This window comes from Pseudomonas sp. JQ36 (assembly GCF_053851495.1).
This window is the reverse complement of sequence record NZ_CM132642.1, coordinates 4,615,073-4,632,525: the sequence shown is the minus strand read 5'-3', so window position 1 is coordinate 4,632,525 and position 17,453 is coordinate 4,615,073. Positions and strand designations below refer to the sequence as shown.

Here is a 17,453-nt window from a genome sequence, read left to right as displayed (position 1 = left end):
GGCCAAGCATAACGGCTGCAATCGATAGACGCACGTTATCAGACTGAGTGAGGAATGCGACACCGGGCAATGTGAGTTTGCCGTTGCCAGATAGGCAAAAGGCACCTTTCGGTGCCTTTTCGATCTCACTGTCGACCCTGTGGGAGCGGGCTTGCTCGCGAATGCGGTGTGTCAGATACATGGATGTCGACTGACACGACGCTTTCGCGAGCACGCCCGCTCCCACAATGGATCAGCGGCGTTTATCCAGCGAGTACACAAACGGCGCGACAATTTCGATCGAGCCGTTGTTCAGCATGTCGGCCGGTGGCTTGGGCAGCGGTTGTGCGCGGCGGATCATTTCCAGGGTGGCCCGGTCCAGATCGGCGTTGCCCGAGCGGCCCACCAGTTCGAACGACAACACATTGCCTTCAGCGTCGACGACGAAACGCAGACGGTTCAAGCCTTCCTTGCCGCGAGCCTGCGCACTGGCCGGGTACTTCTTGTACTTGCCCAAGTGCGCGAGCAGGGTGTTTTGCCAGCTGGCCTTGGCGGCCATTTGTGCGGGCGACGGTCCCGGTGCCGGCTGTGCGGATTTCTCCGTCGGTGCCTGGGTCGGCTGTGTCTCCGCCGGTTTTTCCTCGGAAGGTTTTTCCTTCACCGGCTCCGGTTTTTTCTCCACCGGTTTGGGCGGCTGCGGTTTCGGCTTTGGCTTGGGTTTGGGCTTCGGTACGGCAATCTCGGCCTTGGGTGCTTCAGCCAGTTTCGGAATCGGCAACTCTTCGACCGGAGCCGGTGGCTGCGGCGGTGTGACGACTTTCGGCGGAGCAGGCGGTGGCGGGGTCGGAACCGGTGCCAGCTCGACCATCATTGCCTGCGGCGGCAGTTCGATGGGCGGGCGGGCGGTCCAGTTCAGCGCCAGCGCGATGGCCAGCGCGTGAACGCCCAGCACCACGGCCAGGCTACCGCTGTAACGCGTCAGCTTATGGCGCGTCGTGATCATTTCTTGGCTGCCGTCTCAAGTCCGACCAGACCGACCTTCAGATAACCGGCCGAGCGCAATTTATCCATCACGCTCATCAGGTCGCCGTAGTCCACGCCCTTGTCGGCCTGGAAGAAGATGGTGGTGTCTTTCTTGCCCTGGGTCTTGGCGTCGAGCACGGCGCCAAGGGTTTCGGCTTTCACTTCATCGTCGCCGATGTACAGGCGCTGGTCAGCCTTGACGCTGAGAAACACCGGTTTCTCTGGGCGCGGCGCCGGTTTGGCGGTCGAGGCCGGCAGGTCGACTTTGATGTCCACGGTAGCCAGCGGCGCGGCCACCATGAAGATGATCAGCAGTACCAGCATCACGTCGATGAACGGCGTGACGTTGATTTCGTGGTTCTCGGCCAGATCGTCGTCTGCGCCTTCTTTCAAATGCAGGCCCATGGCCGATTACCCCACTTTCACCATGTGTGGTTGCGAGCTGCTGCGCTCAGGCTGGTGATCGAGGTCACGGCTGACCAGCAACAGGACCTGCGCCGAAGCGTCGGACACCTGCGCCTTGTAGCCGGCGATGGAGCGGGCGAACACGTTGTAGATCACCACTGCAGGAATCGCAGCAACCAGACCCAGCGCGGTGGCCAGCAGCGCTTCGGCGATGCCCGGCGCCACGACGGCAAGGTTGGTGGTCTGAGTCTTGGCGATGCCGATGAAGCTGTTCATGATGCCCCACACGGTACCGAACAGGCCGACGAACGGAGCGGTGGAGCCGATAGTGGCGAGGACGCCGGTACCGCTGCTCATGTTGCGGCCACAGGCAGCGACCAGACGCTCAAGACGGAAGCTGACGCGCTCCTTGATGCCTTCTTTCTCGCGGCTGTTGACCGACAGGCGCATCTCTTCGAGCGCGTCGTGCACCAGCAGGTTGGCGAGGGTGCCTTCCTTCGCCGCAGTGGCGCTGGCTTCCTTGAGGGTCGCGGCTTTTTTCAGCGCAGCTATTTCACCGCGCAGACGACGCTTGGCGCCCATCAGCTCGAAGCCTTTGGCGATCCAGATGGTCCAGGTGATGATGGAAGCGATGGCCAGACCGATCATCACGATTTTCACGATGATGTCGGCGTTCTGGTACATGCCCCATGGCGACAGGTCGTGGGCCATGCCCAGGCTGTTGTCGGGTTCGAGCACTTCAGGCGCGTCGGCCGGGCTGGCGTCGACCGCCTGCATCGGATCGGTGGTGGCTGGCGCGGCGGCGGCAGGTGCGTGTTGTTCGGTGGCAGCCGGGGCGGCTGGCGCCTGGGCATCGGCGAAGGCGGCGGTCGGCGCCAGCATCAGGCTGAGCAGCAGGGCCGCCACCGCGCTGAAGGCGCGAGGTCGTTTGGTTGGCGAAGCGGGGTTTTGATTACGTGTCATGCTGGCCGGACCTGAAGTAGAAAACGGTTGATGCTCTTCCAGGCCTCGAGAGGCCGAGAACAAAAGTGGGGTGCATTATTGCAAGTAATTCTTGTTAACAGAAGTAATAGAGTATCTTTTTTTCCTCGATTGCTAGCCGTTCGTCCTTTGTGAGGGCTAGTCTGTTCCTTTCGTTTGGGAGTTTTTTGATGTCCGCACCTTCTGTTTTGATTGCCGGTTGTGGTGATGTCGGCAGTCGTCTGGCTAAGCAATTGCTGGCTGCCGGCTGGGAGGTGCATGGTCTGCGCCGTGATGTTTCGCGCTTGCCGGACGGCGTCATCGGCGTGGCCGGTGACCTGTTCAAGGAAGATTGCCCGGAGACCTGGCCGGTCGGAGCGGTGGATTACCTGGTGTATTGCGCGGCGGCGACCGATCACGATGAAGCCGGTTATCGTGCGGCTTACGTGCAGGGTTTGCAGAATGTACTGAGCTGGCTGGACGACTACGGGCAGACGCCTGATCGGCTTCTGTTCGTTTCCAGCAGCAGCGTGTACGGCCAGCAGGAAGGGGAGTGGGTCGACGAGCATTCAGCGACCGTCGCCAGCGGCTATTCAGGGCGAGTGATGCTTGAGGCTGAGCAAGTGGCGCTGAAAAGCGGTATCCCGGCGAGCATCGTGCGCCTGACCGGTATTTACGGCCCAGGTCGTGAATGGCTGTTGACCCAGGTGCGTCGCGGCTATCGGGTGGCGGTCGAGCCGCCGCTGTACGGCAATCGCATTCATGCTGATGACGCGGCGGGGCTGATGGCGTTTCTGCTACAGGCGGCTGATCGGGGCGAGACGTTGCAGGATGTTTATATCGGTGTGGACGATGCACCGGCACCTCTTGCCGAAGTGGTCGCCTGGCTGCGCGAGTATCTGGGTGTCACCGATTGGGCGGAAGACGCCAGCGTACGCCGCACCGGCAGCAAGCGCTGCAGCAATGCCCGGGCGAAGGCGTTGGGGTGGACGCCGACGTATCCCAGTTATCGCGAAGGTTATGCGGCGATTCTTGAAGGCAAATGCTGACTTCCAGACACCACAAACCACTGTGGGAGCGGGCTTGCTCGCGAAGAGGGTGTGTCAGGCAACATTGATGTCGACTGACACATCCCCTTCGCGAGCAAGCCCGCTCCCACAGGGTTATGGGTTGCTCTCAGGTGTGGTTACTGCTTCTCAAGCAACCACTTGCGCTCACCCGGAGTGAACTGCGGCATTTCATCCGCCAGTGCGCTGTTCACTGCCTGGAAGATCTCCAGCGCCTTGCCTTTGCGGGCAAAGATCCAGTTGTTGCCTTGGCCATTGAGTTGCAGCCACATGCTGTCGTGGTCGCTGTTCATCGAGGCGCAGTCGCCTGCCAGGCACAGGGCATAGCGGTCGGCACCGGGCAGACCGGAGACCTGGCCGTCAGCCTGGAATTGCACGGTGTTGCCTTCGCCGTCGCCGCTGGCAATCTTCCAGCTGCCGCCCAGGTAGGCCGAATACAGTGCGCGCTCGAAGCTGGCGCCAATTGGCGCGCCTTCCGGTACGGGGATTTGTGCGCGGTCGAACAACTGATCCGGCTCGTTCTCGGTGGCGGCTTGTTTCATCCGGCCACCGTCGCGTTTCAGCTCACTGCCGGAGCTGCCATAGAAGTCGACTTTCCAGGCGCCGGACTCTTCGCCCTGCAGCCGTCCTTCGACGTTCTCGAAACCATTGGTGTAGCGGGCCTGACCGGCCTTGGTGTTGACGTCCCACTCCAGGTTCGGGCCATAGGCCTGAAGCGCTTCGCGCAGGGGGCCGCCCTTGGCAGCAGCGTCGATCGCCACCTGGTTGATCCAGGTGCCGCTGATGTCACGGTCGGCGGGGTCGCTGGCACAGCCGCCGAGGAAAATGGCGAGCAGCGAGAGAGCAAGCGCTTTGCGCATGGTGGAATCCTTTCAAAACCTTTTCTTTACCGCAGAGCAGTCGGCGCAGCGTTTGAAAGCTGCGCCGTGTGCATTACTCGATGACCAGGATGGCATCCATTTCGACTTGCGAACCCTTCGGCAGGGCAGCAACGCCGATGGCGGCGCGCGCTGGGTACGGCTGATCGAAGTACTTGCCCATGATCTCGTTGACCTTGGCGAAGTGGCTCAGGTCGGTGAGGAAGATGTTCAGCTTGACGATGTCCTTGAACGAACCGCCAGCGGCTTCAGCCACGGCTTTGAGGTTCTCGAACACCTGGACGGTCTGGGCTTCGAAGCCTTCAACCAGTTCCATGGTTTTTGGGTCCAGAGGAATCTGGCCCGACATGTAGACAGTGTTGCCGGCCTTGATCGCCTGGGAGTAGGTACCGATGGCGGCTGGGGCCTTGTCGCTGGTGATAACAGTCTTGGTCATGTATGACTCCTTGTTAGGTGTGAATTAGGCACGCATGCGGGTGATGCGGATGACCCCGGTCAGGGCGCGCAGTTTCTTGATCACGCGGGCCAGGTGCACACGGTCGTGGACGCTGACCACCAGTTGGACGACGCTGATGCGACCATCGCGCTCGTCCATGCTGATTTTCTCGATATTGCCGTCGGCGGCGTTGACGCTGCTGGCCAGCAGGGCGATCAGGCCACGCTGGTGCTCCAGCTCGACGCGCAGCTCGACGTTGAATTCGCCAGTGACATCCTTGGCCCACGAAAGCTGGATGCATTTTTCCGGGTTGTGCCGGATTTCGCTGATGTTGCGGCAGTTGTCCAGGTGCACGACCATGCCTTTGCCCGCCGACAGGTGCCCGACAATCGGGTCGCCCGGGATCGGCGTGCAGCACTTGGCGTAACTGAGCACCAGGCCTTCGGTACCGCGAATCGCCAGCGGCCCCTCCGGGCTCGGCAGCTGTTCGCCTTCGCCGAGCAGACGGCGCGCCACGACATAGGCCATGCGGTTGCCCAGGCCAATGTCTTCGAGCAAATCTTCAATCAGTTCGAGGCGATACTCGCTGAGCATCGCCTTGACGCGCTCGGCCGGGATCTTCTCCAGCGAGCTGTCGAAACCGTTGAGCACTTTGTTCAGCAAGCGTTCGCCGAGGCTGATGGACTCGGAGCGGCGCTGCAGTTTCAGCGCATGGCGGATGTGCGTACGTGCCTTGCCGGTGACCACGAAGTTGAGCCACGCCGGGTTCGGCCGCGCGCCAGGGGCGCTGACGATCTCGACCGTGGAGCCGCTTTGCAGCGGTTCGGACAGCGGTGCGAGTCGGCGGTTGATCCGGCAGGCGATGCAGCTGTTGCCGACGTCGGTGTGCACCGCGTAGGCAAAGTCGACCGCCGTGGAGCCTTTGGGCAGCTCCATGATCCGGCCTTTGGGCGTGAACACGTAGACCTCGTCCGGGAACAGGTCGATCTTCACGCTCTCGATGAATTCCAGCGAGTTGCCGGCACGTTGCTGCATTTCCAGCACGCCTTTGACCCACTGGCGGGCGCGGGCATGGGTGCCTTTCGGCTGCTCGTCACCGCTGGATTTGTACAGCCAGTGTGCGGCAATGCCGTTGTTGGCCATCTCTTCCATTTCTCGGGTGCGGATCTGGATCTCGATCGGTACGCCGTGCATGCCGAACAGCGTGGTGTGCAGCGACTGATAGCCGTTGGCCTTAGGGATCGCGATGTAATCCTTGAAGCGCCCCGGCAACGGTTTGTACAAATTATGCACGGCACCCAGCACGCGGTAGCAGGTATCGACCTTGTCGACGATGATCCGGAACGCATAGACGTCCATGATCTCGTTGAAGGCCCGACGCTTGCCGCGCATTTTCTTGTAGATGCCGTAGAGGTGTTTCTGGCGACCGCTGACTTCGCCCTGGATGCCGTCGATCGCGAGGCAATGGCCGAGGGACTCTTCGATCTTGTTGACGATTTCCTTGCGGTTGCCCCGGGCGCGCTTGACCGCCTGGTAGATCCGCGCGGAACGCATCGGGTGCATGGCTTTGAAGCCGAGGTCTTCGAACTCGATACGAATGGCGTGCATGCCCAGCCGGTTGGCGATGGGCGCGTAGATTTCGAGGGTTTCCTTGGCGATCCGGCGACGTTTTTCCCCGGACAGCACTTCCAGCGTGCGCATGTTGTGCAGGCGGTCGGCGAGTTTGACCAGGATCACGCGAATGTCGCGCGCCATGGCCATGGCCATTTTCTGGAAGTTTTCGGCCTGGGCTTCGGCCTTGGTCTCGAAGTTCATCTGGGTCAGTTTGCTGACCCCGTCGACCAGTTCGGCCACGGTTTCACCAAACTGCGCTTGCAGCGCTTCTTTGGCGATACCGGTGTCTTCGATCACGTCATGCAGCATCGCGGCCATCAGGCTCTGATGGTCCATGTGCATGTCGGCAAGAATATTCGCCACCGCAAGAGGATGCGTGACGTACGCCTCGCCGCTGCGACGGCGTTGACCGTCATGGGCTTGTTCGGCGTAGAAATACGCTCGGCGGACCAGGTTGACCTGGTCGTTGCCGAGGTAGGTCGATAAGCGATCGGCGAGGGCGTCTATGCTCGGCATGATGACTCCTGCCGTAGGCTGTGTTCCCGCGCCGTGCTACGTCGACCAGGCATAGGCTTAGACGGCCTCGTTGGACTCGTCCTCGAACGCAGCGAAGACCGGGTCTTCGTGGACGATTTCCTGCTCGGCGATGAACTCGTAGCTCATCAGGCCTTCTGCGATTTCACGCAGGGCGACAACGGTCGGCTTGTCGTTTTCCCACTGGACCAGTGGCTCTTTGCCGCCGGTGGCCAGTTGACGGGCACGCTTGGTAGAGAGCATGACCAGCTCAAAGCGGTTTTCCACGTGTTCTAGGCAGTCTTCAACGGTTACGCGGGCCATGGTATTCCTCGGAGCGAATGCAATATGCGCGCTGCCCGGTTGGGCGAGCGGACTGAGCAGTTTAAAAAATCACCAGCGATTAGGGAAGCGCTGATTTTTTGACCAGACCCTTCAACGCGCTGCAAGCACCAATGTAAAGCGCTTGCAGCGGTTTTGGGAAGTGCTGATTAACCGAGCAGTTCGGCCAGTAATTTGCCGAAACGTACCTGCTGGCGTTTCTGTTGCAGCTGATTGGCGCGGAAAATCGCCTTCAGATCGTCCAGTGCATGGGCGAAATCGTCGTTGATGATCAGGTAGTCGTACTCGACATAGTGGCTCATCTCGCTGACGGCTTCGCGCATCCGCCCGTCAATGATCTCGTCACTGTCCTGGCCGCGGTTGGTCAGACGCTGGTGCAAGGCCTGCAGCGACGGCGGCAAAATGAAGATCGAGCGTGCCTGCGGCATCAGCTTGCGCACTTGCTCGGCGCCTTGCCAGTCGATTTCCAGAATCAGGTCGTGACCTTCGTCCAGCGTCTGCTGCAGGCGGCTTTGCGAGGTGCCATAGAAGTTGCCGAAGACTTCGGCGCGCTCGAGGAAATCGCCGTGCTCGCCCATCCTCACGAACTCTTCGCGAGTCACGAAGTGATAGTTCACGCCGTCCACTTCACCCGGACGCATGGCGCGGGTGGTGTGGGAGATCGAGACGCGGATCTCCGGATTGGCATCGGTCAAAGCCTTGACCAGGCTGCTCTTGCCTGCGCCCGATGGCGCGGAAATGATGTACAGGGTGCCGGTGCTGTGGGTCATGTCTGTTGCCTTACTCAATATTCTGCACTTGTTCGCGCATCTGCTCGATCAACACCTTGAGGTTGACGGCGGCCTGGGTGCTGCGCGGGTCGAAGGCCTTGGAGCCCAGTGTGTTGGCTTCGCGGTTGAGCTCCTGCATCAGGAAGTCCAGGCGCCGACCGGCGGCACCGCCGGACTTGAGCACCCGGCGAACTTCGATGATGTGGGTGCTCAAGCGATCCAGTTCTTCGGCCACATCGCTCTTTTGCGCGAGCATGACCATTTCCTGTTCCAGGCGCTGCGGATCCAGCTCGGCCTTCATGTCGGCGAAGCGGTCGAGGACTTTCTGACGCTGGGTCGCGAGCATCTGCGGCACCAGTTCACGCAAGGTCACGACGTCCTCTTCAATGGCGGTCAGACGCTCGTTGATCAGGCGTGCCAGCTCCGCGCCTTCGCGCTCGCGGCCGGCCTTGAGTTCCTTGAGACCTTGATTGAACAGCGCCAGCGCATCGGCGTTCAGCGCTTGTGGATCAGTGGCGTCGGCCACCAGCACGCCGGGCCAGGCCAGCACTTCCAGCGGGTTCAGTGCTGCCGGGTTCTTGATCAGGCCAGCAACGGTTTCAGCGGCGGCGACCAGTTGCGCGGCGCGCTCGCGGTCGACTTGCAGCGGCTTGCCGGTGCTTTCTTCAGTGAAACGCAGGGTGCATTCCAGTTTGCCCCGCGAAAGGCCCTGGCGCAGGGCTTCACGCACGGCACCTTCAAGGTCGCGGAATGACTCCGGCAGGCGCAGATGCGGTTCCAGATAGCGGCTGTTGACCGAGCGCAGCTCCCAGCTCAGGGTGCCCTGGACGCCGGCTTTCTCGACGCGGGCGAAGGCGGTCATGCTGTGCACCATGGCGGTGACCTCGCAATGCAGATCGGCGCAGAAGGGATGTTCCGCAGGCTCGATATCAATGAATTTAAGCCGACTGGCAGCAAAGGCGCAGGATTGTAGCGCAGTGCGGCGGATGCGCCCAAACACACGGTGTGACAAAGGGCTGCAGGCCGTCGGTTATGCACGTTTCAGGGCTCTGGGTCGACGGCCGGAATTTTTAACCCGTGCCCAGGCGCGGTGCAGCGCTCTATAATGCTCGGCAGTTTTCCGTCCCCAGTACAGGTATTCCCTATGAAACGTCCAAGTGGTCGCGCTGCCGATCAGCTTCGCTCGATCCGCATTACCCGCAACTACACCAAACACGCCGAGGGATCCGTACTGGTCGAATTCGGTGATACCAAGGTCATCTGCACCGTCAGCGTCGAAAACGGCGTGCCGCGTTTCCTCAAAGGCCAGGGCCAGGGCTGGTTGACTGCCGAATACGGCATGCTGCCGCGCGCCACTGGCGAGCGTAATCAGCGTGAAGCGAGCCGTGGCAAGCAGGGCGGTCGCACCCTGGAAATCCAGCGCCTGATCGGCCGTTCGCTGCGCGCTGCGCTGGACATGTCCAAGCTGGGCGACGTGACGCTGTACGTCGACTGCGACGTGATCCAGGCTGACGGCGGCACCCGCACCGCCTCTATCACCGGCGCCATGGTGGCCCTGGTCGATGCACTGAAAGTGATCAAGAAGCGCGGCGGCCTGAAAGGCGGCGACCCGCTCAAGCAAATGATCGGCGCAGTGTCGGTCGGCATGTATCAGGGCGAGCCGGTGCTGGATCTGGACTATCTTGAAGATTCCGCCGCCGAGACCGACCTCAACGTGGTGATGACCAGCACCGGTGGCTTCATTGAGGTTCAGGGCACCGCCGAAGGCGCGCCGTTCCAGCCTGAAGATCTGAACGCCATGCTTGAACTGGCGAAGAAAGGCATGAACGAAATCTTCGAACTGCAAAAGGCTGCACTGGCCGACTGAGCAGGTTCGTAACCCGCAAGGAGGACACGATGAGTGATGAGCAAGAGTTGCTGCCCAAGCCGAGCCAGGAGGTTCGCCAGTGGGCAATGTTTTGTCACTTGTCCGCCTTGCTGGGGATCTGGATTCCGTTCGGCAACCTGATCGGGCCTCTGATCCTGTGGCAGATGAAGCGTGAGACCGATCCGTTCATCGATGCCCAGGGCAAGGAAGCGCTGAACTTTCAGATCACCGTGGCGATTGCTGCCGCAATCTGTCTGCTGCTGATGGTGTTGATCATTGGCTTCTTCTTGCTGGGCCTGCTGGCCATCGGGGCGCTGGTGTTGACGATCATTGCCGGGGTGAAGGCGAACGAAGGCTTTCCCTACCGTTATCCGTTCACCTGGCGACTGATCAAATAGCGATCAATGCAAGGCCTCCATGACGCGCAACGTTTTAATATAAATGCCCTGACTTGTCAGGGCATTTGCGTTTTTGCAACTTGAATAATTACTCTTTCGTGTAGGAATAGTTCTATCTGCGACAAGCGGTAGCCGAAATTTTTCATATATTTAACTCCTACACTTTTAGTCACAACTGCAATGCTTTAGCGCGATCCCAATCCTTGGCAACAGGACTTGGCGATTGTTAAGGTTACTCCGCGTAACGTCGCTTCAGAAATATCTCGATATATTCAAGCCATCGAAGGTCTTTGAATTCCAAATCAATCAGTGTTGAGACAATCAGCCGATTCAATAGGCGTGCGCGGAAAAAGTGCGCCTGATGAATACATAGCCAAGAATAATCCCAATGATTCAGCTCGATTTTTATGGAACGCTCGTGGCCGCCTCTCTGGTGCTTTTACTGGGGCGCGGACTTATTGCACGAGTCGGTTTTCTGCGTAATTACAATATCCCTGAACCCGTCGCCGGTGGACTGGTGGTTGCGCTGGGTTTATTGATTTTGCGAACTTTTGATATAGAAATCAGATTTGATACTTCATTGCAAACGCCTTTGATGTTGGCATTCTTTGCCACAATCGGTTTGAGTGCAGACTTTGCCAGCCTGAAGAAAGGTGGTCGCGTAGTCGGCATATTTCTACTGGCGGTTACCGGGCTTCTGGTGGTTCAGAACGCATTGGGCATTGGCCTTGCCAAAACACTGGGTCTTGATCCGTTGATGGGGCTCCTGACGGGTTCGATCACGCTTGCGGGCGGTCACGGTACGGGTGCGGCGTGGGGCACGGTATTCAGTGAAAAGTACGGCCTCGCCTCGGCCTCCGAGCTTGCAATTGCGTCGGCGACTTTCGGCCTGGTCCTGGGTGGTTTGATTGGTGGGCCGGTGGCTCGCCTGCTCATCAAGCGCGTTGCGGTGCCCGATTGCCAGCCTCAACAAGCGCTACGGATGCCAAAGGGTTTCGAGCAGCCGAACAAAGAGCGTTCGATTACGCCCTTTTCGTTTATCGAGACACTGGCTTTGATTGCGGTCAGTTTATTGGCTGGCAATCTTCTGAATGGCTTTCTGCACGGAACCGCACTCGAGTTGCCGACGTTTGTCTGCGTTTTGTTCGTGGGGGTGGTGCTACGTAATGGGCTATCGGCGCTGGGCCTGTACCAGGTATTCGAGCGCGAAGTGTCGGTGCTGGGTAATGTCAGCCTGTCGCTGTTCCTGGCAATTGCCTTGATGTCTCTCAAACTCTGGGATCTGGCAGCGTTGGCACTGCCGATATTCATCATCCTGGCTGCGCAAACGTTGGTCATGGCGCTGTTTGCGATTTTCGTGACATTCAGAGTGATGGGCAGTAACTACGACGCAGCGGTTCTGGCGGCAGGCCATTGCGGCTTTGGGTTGGGTGCGACACCAACGGCGATCGCCAACATGCAGGCGGTTACCCAGCGTTTCGGGCCTTCGCAGATTGCGTTTCTGGTGGTGCCGATGGTTGGTGCATTCTTCATCGACATCATTAACGTCATCGTCATCAAGCTTTACCTGGCCTTGCCGTTTTTCGTCGCAGTCTGAGGTTCAGACTGCGGCATAAAAAATGCCCGTATCTCGCGATACGGGCATTTTTTAACGACGAGTCGACGCTTAAATGGTCAGCGTCCAGTCGTAGTCGACGATCAGCGGCGCGTGCTGCGAGAACCGTGGCTGACGCGGCAGGCGTGCGCTGCGCACAAAGCGCCGCAGGCCCGGGGTCAGCAGCTGGTAGTCGAAGCGCCAGCCCAGATTGAGCATCTCGGCCTGCTCGTTGTCCGGCCACCAGCTGTACTGGTCGCCTTCGCGGCTGACTTCGCGCAGGGCATCGACGTAGCCCATGTTGCCGACAATCTCGTCCATCCAGGCGCGTTCTGGCGCCAGGAAGCCCGGGGATTGCTGGCTGTCGCGCCAGTTCTTGATGTCGAGCTTCTGCTGCGCCACGTACAGCGAGCCACAATAAATGTACTCGCGACGTTTACGCCGCTGTTTGTCCAGATACTTGCCGAAGTCGTCCATGAGCTTGAACTTCTGGTTCAAGTCCTCATCGCCGTTCATCCCCGAAGGAAGCAGCAAGGTGGCAATACTTACTTTGTCGAAATCTGCTTGCAGGTAGCGCCCGTAGCGGTCGGCCGTCTCGAAACCGAGACCGCTGATGACAGCCTTCGGTTGCAACCGCGAATACAAAGCCACGCCACCTTGGGCAGGGACTTCAGCATCGCAGGCATAAAGGAAGTAGCCGTCCAGTTGGAAGGCTGGGTCATCCAGTTCAAAGGCGGAGGCACGGGTGTCCTGCAGGCAGATGACGTCGGCATTCTGTGCTTGCAGCCAACTGAGCAAACCGCGCTCGACTGCAGCCTGAATACCATTGACGTTCACACTGATGATCCGCATAAATGGCCCCAAAAATCGCGTGCGTGTATGATACACGGCGTCAAGCTAATTAGCTAAATCCGTGGTATTTGGGGTTTTTTTCATGCAAGCGTATCAGCGCGATTTCATTCGTTTTGCCATCGATCGCGGCGTTTTGCGCTTCGGTGAGTTCACCCTGAAGTCCGGGCGCACCAGTCCTTACTTCTTCAATGCCGGCCTGTTCAACTCCGGTTCGGCCCTGGCCCAGCTGGGGCGTTTCTACGCGGCAGCCATTGCCGAAAGCGGCATTCCGTTCGACGTGCTGTTTGGCCCGGCCTATAAAGGCATCCCGCTGGCAGCGACCACCGCTGTCGCGCTGGCCGAGCATCACGGCCGTGACCTGCCATGGTGCTTCAACCGCAAGGAAGCCAAGGCTCACGGCGAAGGCGGCAGCCTGATCGGCGCACCGCTGACCGGCGACGTGCTGATCATCGACGACGTGATCACCGCCGGCACCGCGATCCGCGAAGTGATGCAGATCATCGCTTCGCAGGACGGCGCCAAGGCCGCCGGCGTGCTGATCGCCCTGAACCGTCAGGAGCGTGGCAACGGTGAATTGTCAGCGATCCAGGAAGTCGAGCGTGACTTCGGTATTCCGGTGATCAGCATCGTTTCGCTGAACCAGGTGCTGGAATTCCTCGCCGATGATCCGCAGCTCAAGCAGCACTTGCCTGCCGTGGAAGCGTACCGGGCCCAGTTCGGCGTCTGACTGCGGTCAGCTTTTGTGGGAGCGGGCTTGCTCGCGAATGCAGTTGTTCATTCAGCATTGATGTCGACTGATACGACGCATTCGCGAGCAAGCCCGCCCCCACAGGGGATGTTCGGTGATAAGAAGACCCCGTTCATTCAGGATGAACGGGGTCTTTTGGTTTACGGTTAACGTAAGTTTCGCCATTTCTTCAGCAGTCTCAGGGTCAATCCCGCGTTGATCAGCGCGAATGCCAGCAACGCCACAACCACCATCACGTATAGCGTGCGATCAACCTCAAAATCCCATAGATCCACTGTGCTGCTGCCGATAATGCCCACGGCGGCTGGCAGGTTGACGTAAAACAGCGCTGCAAAGGCGCCGGTCAGCGGCAGCGCACGCCAATAAACAGCATTCTTGATCTTCTCGCGGCTGCGTTTTTTGATCTGCGGACCTGTTTGGTATTCATCCAGCGCCAACGCCTCATGGAGCGTCGGCCAAGCCAGATTGAACATGAAGGTGGTCAAGGTCAGCAGCAAGCCGCTGACCGCGACGATGTCACTGAACGGCATTGAGACCCAGCGTCGCGCACAGTAAATCGTGAGAGTCCTCACTGATCTCGAACTGCCCGGCGCTGCCTTTGCGTTTGGTGATGGGTTTGAACGTCGGCTCATTCTGGGTGATCAGCATGTTCAGCTCGTCACGAATCACGTCCGAGCTGATGACCACCAGATACACGGTTTGCGCATACTCTGCAGACGCCACGACTGCCCGCATGCTGTGCTGCAGGATGTCATCGAGCTGATTGCGAAAGCGCGACACAGTGTTTTTCAGCAGGGTTTTGCTCTGGCTTTGGGTCAGCTGGAAGATCGTCGAGATCTGTGACTCGGTCGGCAGTGTGTGCCCGAAGTAGCTTTGAATCAGGTACAGCAGGCGATCCTGCTTAGCCTCATCGGCCCGGCTGGGCATGCCGCCCTCAACCAGCATTTTCAGATATTCGGTCAGACTGGCCTTGGCGATGCGTTGAAGGGCGTTGGCAATTTCCGCGTCGCCGATACGCAGGGTTTTTTTGACCGGTTCCTTTTGTTCCTGCTCGAAAGCGTCGGCGTCGATATTGAAAGATATTTGCATGGCTCGTCTCCCCTGGTTATTTGGAAGACTGACCCGGATACGGATCGGCAGCAGCGTCGCCCTGGCCCGTCAGGATGTTCCAGCCATTGAGCACATGAGTGCCGGGTTGGTAGTCAGGGCAGGGCGGCAGTGAGGTTTTCGACTGGTTGGAATACTCGCGTCCGCAATCTGCACATTCGTAGGTGCCTGCGGAAACATCGCTGCCGTACGGTACGTGGTCTTTTTGCATGGGGAAGATCTCCTGTGGGTTCAGGGAAGATCCTAGGGCGATTTATTCTGAGGAGATGTCGGACGTTTCGCTGAATGGAGTCAGACGTTTCTTGCAGGCATAAAAAAGATCGCAGACTTCGTCAGCTCCTACAGAAATTTCGTACGCACGAAATTTGCTTTTGTAGGAGCTGCCGCAGGCTGCGATCTTTTGCGTTTCAGCGATCAGTGACGCTTGCGATTGCTGATCAGAGTGCCCACACCGGTGTCGGTGAAGATTTCCAGCAGGATCGCGTTCGGTACGCGGCCATCGATGATCAGCGAGCTGCCGACACCGCCCTGAACCGCTTCCAGCGCACAGCGGATCTTCGGCAGCATGCCGCCGTAGATGGTGCCATCGGCGATCAGGTCGTCGACCTGCTGAGTGCTCAGGCCGGTCAACACGGTGCCAGACTTGTCCATCAGGCCGGCGATGTTGGTCAGCAGCATCAGCTTCTCGGCTTTCAGCGCTTCGGCGACTTTACCGGCCACCAGGTCGGCGTTGATGTTGTACGACTCGCCGTTTTCACCCACGCCGATTGGCGCGATCACCGGAATGAAGTTGCCTTTGACCAGCAGATTCAGCAGTTCGGTGTTTATCCCGACCACTTCACCGACCTGACCGATGTCGATGATTTCCGGCTGAGTCATCTCCGGGGTCTGGCGGGTGACGGTCAGTTTCTTCGCACGAATCAGCCCGGCGTCTTTACCGGTCAGGCCGATGGCGCTGCCGCCGTGACGGTTGATCAGGTTGACGATGCTTTTGTTGACCTGACCGCCGAGAACCATTTCCACCACGTCCATGGTCGCGGCGTCGGTAACGCGCATGCCATCGACGAAGTGGCTTTCGATCGACAGGCGCTTGAGCAGATCACCGATCTGCGGGCCGCCGCCGTGAACCACCACCGGGTTGATGCCCACGGCTTTCATCAAGACGATGTCGCGGGCGAAGCCGGTTTTCAGCTCCTCGCTTTCCATCGCGTTGCCGCCGTATTTGATCACCAGGGTCTTGCCGACATAACGTCGGATGTAAGGCAACGCTTCGGACAGAACCTGGGCGGTGTGGGCGGCGGCTTCGCGTTCGAGGGTCATTCAGGGCTCCGGGTGGATCAGAACGGTAGTTGGAGATCAGGTGCAACGCGTTTCAGTTGGGCGTGGAATACATCCTTGATGCGTTGCAGTTCAGCCTCGTCATCGGCCTCGAAACGCAGCACCAGCACCGGTGTGGTGTTGGACGCGCGCACCAGGCCCCAGCCTTTGGCGTAATCGACTCGCACGCCGTCGATGGTGGTCAGGTCAGCGCCTGGGCCCCACTGTGCGTCGTGCAGTGCATCAATGATGCTGAATTTGCTCTCTTCGGTCACATGGATATTGATTTCCGGCGTAGAAATATCGTTCGGGAAGGTCGCAAACAGCTCTTCTGCGGTGGATTTTTCCTTGCTGAGGATCTCCAGCAGCCGTGCGGCGCTGTAGATCCCGTCGTCGAAACCGAACCAGCGCTCCTTGAAGAAGATGTGCCCGCTCATTTCGCCGGCCAATAGAGCACCGGATTGTTTCATTTTCTTTTTGATCAACGAGTGACCAGTCTTCCACATTAGCGGGCGACCACCGTATTCCTTGATCAGCGGCACCAGACGACGGGTGCATTTGACGTCGAAAATGATCTCCGCGTCGGGGTTGCGCGCCACCACATCGCGGGCGAACAGCATCAGCAGACGATCCGGGTAGACGATGCTGCCAGTGTTGGTCACCACGCCGACGCGGTCGCCGTCGCCATCGAAGGCCAGGCCGAGATCGGCGTTGGTTTCCTTGACCTTGGCGATCAGGTCGACGAGGTTTTCGGGCTTGCCCGGATCCGGGTGATGGTTGGGGAAGTTGCCGTCGACTTCGCAGAACAGCGGGATGACCTCGCAGTTCAGCGCTTCGATCAGTTGCGGGGCGATCACGCCAGCCGCGCCGTTGCCGCAGTCGACCACGACTTTCAGGCGTCGGGCCAGTTTGACGTCCTTGACGATTTCGGTGGTGTAGCGGTCAAGGATTTCGACCTGGGTCACGCTGCCCTGACCGCTGGTCAGGTCATTGGTCTTGATGCGCTCGTGCAGCACCTGGATCTGCTCGTTGGCCAGGGTGTCGCCGGCGATCACGATCTTGAAGCCATTGTAGTTCGACGGGTTATGGCTGCCGGTGAGCATCACCCCCGACTTGCCGGCCAGCACGTTGGCCGCATAATACAGCGCAGGCGTCGGGACCAGGCCGACGTCACTGACGTGGCAGCCGCTCTCGGCAATACCGCGGATCAGTTCTGCAACCAGCTCCGGGCCGGACAGGCGACCGTCGCGACCGACGGAAACGTTCGGCTCGCCCTGGGCCAGGCTCTGCGAGCCGATGGCGCGGCCGATCCAGTAGGCGGTTTCGGCATTGAGGAATTCCGGCACGGTGCCGCGAATGTCATAGGCGCGGAAGATGCTGTCGGGAAGCTTCGGGGCGATCTTGGCGGGGGTGCTCATCTGCACAAATGCTCCATCTCGAAAGTGGCGGGACACACCGACGATTCACTCGGCGGCAGGCTCAAACTGAAGGGTATGACGGCGTTTTCCACAGAGAGTTCGTGGTGTGAAAGGGCCATGACGCCTCGGCTGGCGTGGCTTGTGGCCGGCAAAACCTTGATTTAC

The 17,453-nt window shown here is 59.5% G+C and carries 19 protein-coding genes and 1 pseudogene; 5 read left to right on the top strand and 15 right to left on the bottom strand.

The features are described 5' to 3' along the window. Positions 1-232: 232 nt before the first annotated feature. From ACS4NR_RS20965 to exbB, 3 genes are read right to left on the bottom strand one after another with little or no spacing between them, the layout of a single operon-like run. Entirely contained in the window at positions 233-982 is a 750-nt protein-coding gene (locus ACS4NR_RS20965) for an energy transducer TonB family protein (RefSeq protein ID WP_095137707.1), read from the bottom strand. Further along, on the bottom strand, positions 979-1,407 hold the full coding sequence (gene exbD, locus ACS4NR_RS20960; protein WP_007920333.1) for a TonB system transport protein ExbD: 429 nt from the start codon (positions 1,405-1,407) through the stop codon (positions 979-981). The genes ACS4NR_RS20965 and exbD overlap by 4 nt, the downstream gene beginning before the upstream one ends. Before the next feature lie 6 nt (positions 1,408-1,413). Next, entirely contained in the window at positions 1,414-2,370 is a 957-nt protein-coding gene (exbB, locus tag ACS4NR_RS20955) for a tonB-system energizer ExbB (protein ID WP_456018231.1), read from the bottom strand. A gap of 188 nt (positions 2,371-2,558) precedes the next feature. Between exbB and ACS4NR_RS20950 the strand changes: the two genes are divergently transcribed. Then, positions 2,559-3,416 carry an SDR family oxidoreductase gene (locus tag ACS4NR_RS20950; RefSeq protein ID WP_095137705.1) on the top strand — a complete coding sequence of 286 codons (858 nt, stop codon included), beginning with the start codon at positions 2,559-2,561 and terminating at the stop codon, positions 3,414-3,416. Positions 3,417-3,553: 137 nt separating this feature from the next. On the opposite strand, the gene ACS4NR_RS20945 is transcribed toward ACS4NR_RS20950, so the two are convergent. The 6 genes from ACS4NR_RS20945 to ACS4NR_RS20920 form a co-directional block, all read right to left on the bottom strand. Next, the gene (locus ACS4NR_RS20945) at positions 3,554-4,294 is read right to left on the bottom strand and encodes a hypothetical protein (RefSeq protein ID WP_456018230.1); all 741 of its coding nucleotides are present in this window, start codon (positions 4,292-4,294) and stop codon (positions 3,554-3,556) included. 73 nt (positions 4,295-4,367) lie between these two features. After that, positions 4,368-4,748, bottom strand: coding sequence for a RidA family protein (locus tag ACS4NR_RS20940; protein ID WP_003229509.1), 381 nt, complete (start codon positions 4,746-4,748; stop codon positions 4,368-4,370). A 24-nt stretch (positions 4,749-4,772) separates the two neighbouring features. Next, positions 4,773-6,878, bottom strand: coding sequence for a bifunctional GTP diphosphokinase/guanosine-3',5'-bis pyrophosphate 3'-pyrophosphohydrolase (gene spoT / locus ACS4NR_RS20935; protein ID WP_025112705.1), 2,106 nt, complete (start codon positions 6,876-6,878; stop codon positions 4,773-4,775). A gap of 57 nt (positions 6,879-6,935) precedes the next feature. Beyond that, positions 6,936-7,199, bottom strand: coding sequence for a DNA-directed RNA polymerase subunit omega (gene rpoZ, locus ACS4NR_RS20930; protein ID WP_003229503.1), 264 nt, complete (start codon positions 7,197-7,199; stop codon positions 6,936-6,938). A 167-nt stretch (positions 7,200-7,366) separates the two neighbouring features. Then, positions 7,367-7,987, bottom strand: coding sequence for a guanylate kinase (gene gmk / locus ACS4NR_RS20925; RefSeq protein ID WP_456018229.1), 621 nt, complete (start codon positions 7,985-7,987; stop codon positions 7,367-7,369). 10 nt (positions 7,988-7,997) lie between these two features. Next, entirely contained in the window at positions 7,998-8,861 is an 864-nt protein-coding gene (locus ACS4NR_RS20920) for a YicC/YloC family endoribonuclease (protein WP_456018228.1), read from the bottom strand. A 270-nt stretch (positions 8,862-9,131) separates the two neighbouring features. Between ACS4NR_RS20920 and rph the strand changes: the two genes are divergently transcribed. The 3 genes from rph to gltS all read left to right on the top strand — a co-directional run bounded on the left by rph (position 9,132) and on the right by gltS (position 11,849). Then, positions 9,132-9,854: a ribonuclease PH gene (gene rph / locus ACS4NR_RS20915; RefSeq protein WP_027610407.1), complete on the top strand. Its 723-nt coding sequence runs from the start codon at positions 9,132-9,134 to the stop codon at positions 9,852-9,854. Between the two features lie 29 nt (positions 9,855-9,883). Then, positions 9,884-10,252 (top strand): DUF4870 domain-containing protein, encoded by a 369-nt coding sequence (locus ACS4NR_RS20910; RefSeq protein ID WP_003229492.1) that lies wholly within the window; start codon positions 9,884-9,886, stop codon positions 10,250-10,252. Between the two features lie 388 nt (positions 10,253-10,640). Further along, positions 10,641-11,849 (top strand): sodium/glutamate symporter, encoded by a 1,209-nt coding sequence (gltS, locus tag ACS4NR_RS20905; protein ID WP_456018227.1) that lies wholly within the window; start codon positions 10,641-10,643, stop codon positions 11,847-11,849. A 69-nt stretch (positions 11,850-11,918) separates the two neighbouring features. On the opposite strand, the gene ACS4NR_RS20900 is transcribed toward gltS, so the two are convergent. Then, complete coding sequence (locus tag ACS4NR_RS20900) at positions 11,919-12,698, bottom strand: exodeoxyribonuclease III (protein ID WP_003229491.1); 780 nt, start codon at positions 12,696-12,698, stop codon at positions 11,919-11,921. Between the two features lie 82 nt (positions 12,699-12,780). Between ACS4NR_RS20900 and pyrE the strand changes: the two genes are divergently transcribed. After that, positions 12,781-13,425: an orotate phosphoribosyltransferase gene (gene pyrE / locus ACS4NR_RS20895; RefSeq protein ID WP_456018226.1), complete on the top strand. Its 645-nt coding sequence runs from the start codon at positions 12,781-12,783 to the stop codon at positions 13,423-13,425. A gap of 167 nt (positions 13,426-13,592) precedes the next feature. Here the strand turns inward: pyrE and ACS4NR_RS20890 are convergent, their stop codons facing one another. From ACS4NR_RS20890 to ACS4NR_RS20870, 5 genes and pseudogenes are all read right to left on the bottom strand, one after another. Continuing rightward, positions 13,593-13,976 (bottom strand): hypothetical protein, encoded by a 384-nt coding sequence (locus ACS4NR_RS20890; RefSeq protein ID WP_456018225.1) that lies wholly within the window; start codon positions 13,974-13,976, stop codon positions 13,593-13,595. Beyond that, positions 13,963-14,535, bottom strand: a complete 573-nt coding sequence (locus ACS4NR_RS20885; RefSeq protein ID WP_456018224.1) for a hypothetical protein — start codon at positions 14,533-14,535, stop codon at positions 13,963-13,965. Before ACS4NR_RS20885 ends, ACS4NR_RS20890 begins: the two co-directional genes overlap by 14 nt. Before the next feature lie 16 nt (positions 14,536-14,551). Next, positions 14,552-14,764, bottom strand: a complete 213-nt coding sequence (locus ACS4NR_RS20880) for a hypothetical protein (protein ID WP_095137699.1) — start codon at positions 14,762-14,764, stop codon at positions 14,552-14,554. 203 nt (positions 14,765-14,967) lie between these two features. Beyond that, the gene (gene argB / locus ACS4NR_RS20875) at positions 14,968-15,873 is read right to left on the bottom strand and encodes an acetylglutamate kinase (protein WP_007962366.1); all 906 of its coding nucleotides are present in this window, start codon (positions 15,871-15,873) and stop codon (positions 14,968-14,970) included. Between the two features lie 17 nt (positions 15,874-15,890). Beyond that, a pseudogene (locus ACS4NR_RS20870) lies at positions 15,891-17,267 on the bottom strand (phosphomannomutase/phosphoglucomutase); the annotation flags it as partial. Between the last annotated feature and the right edge of the window lie 186 nt (positions 17,268-17,453).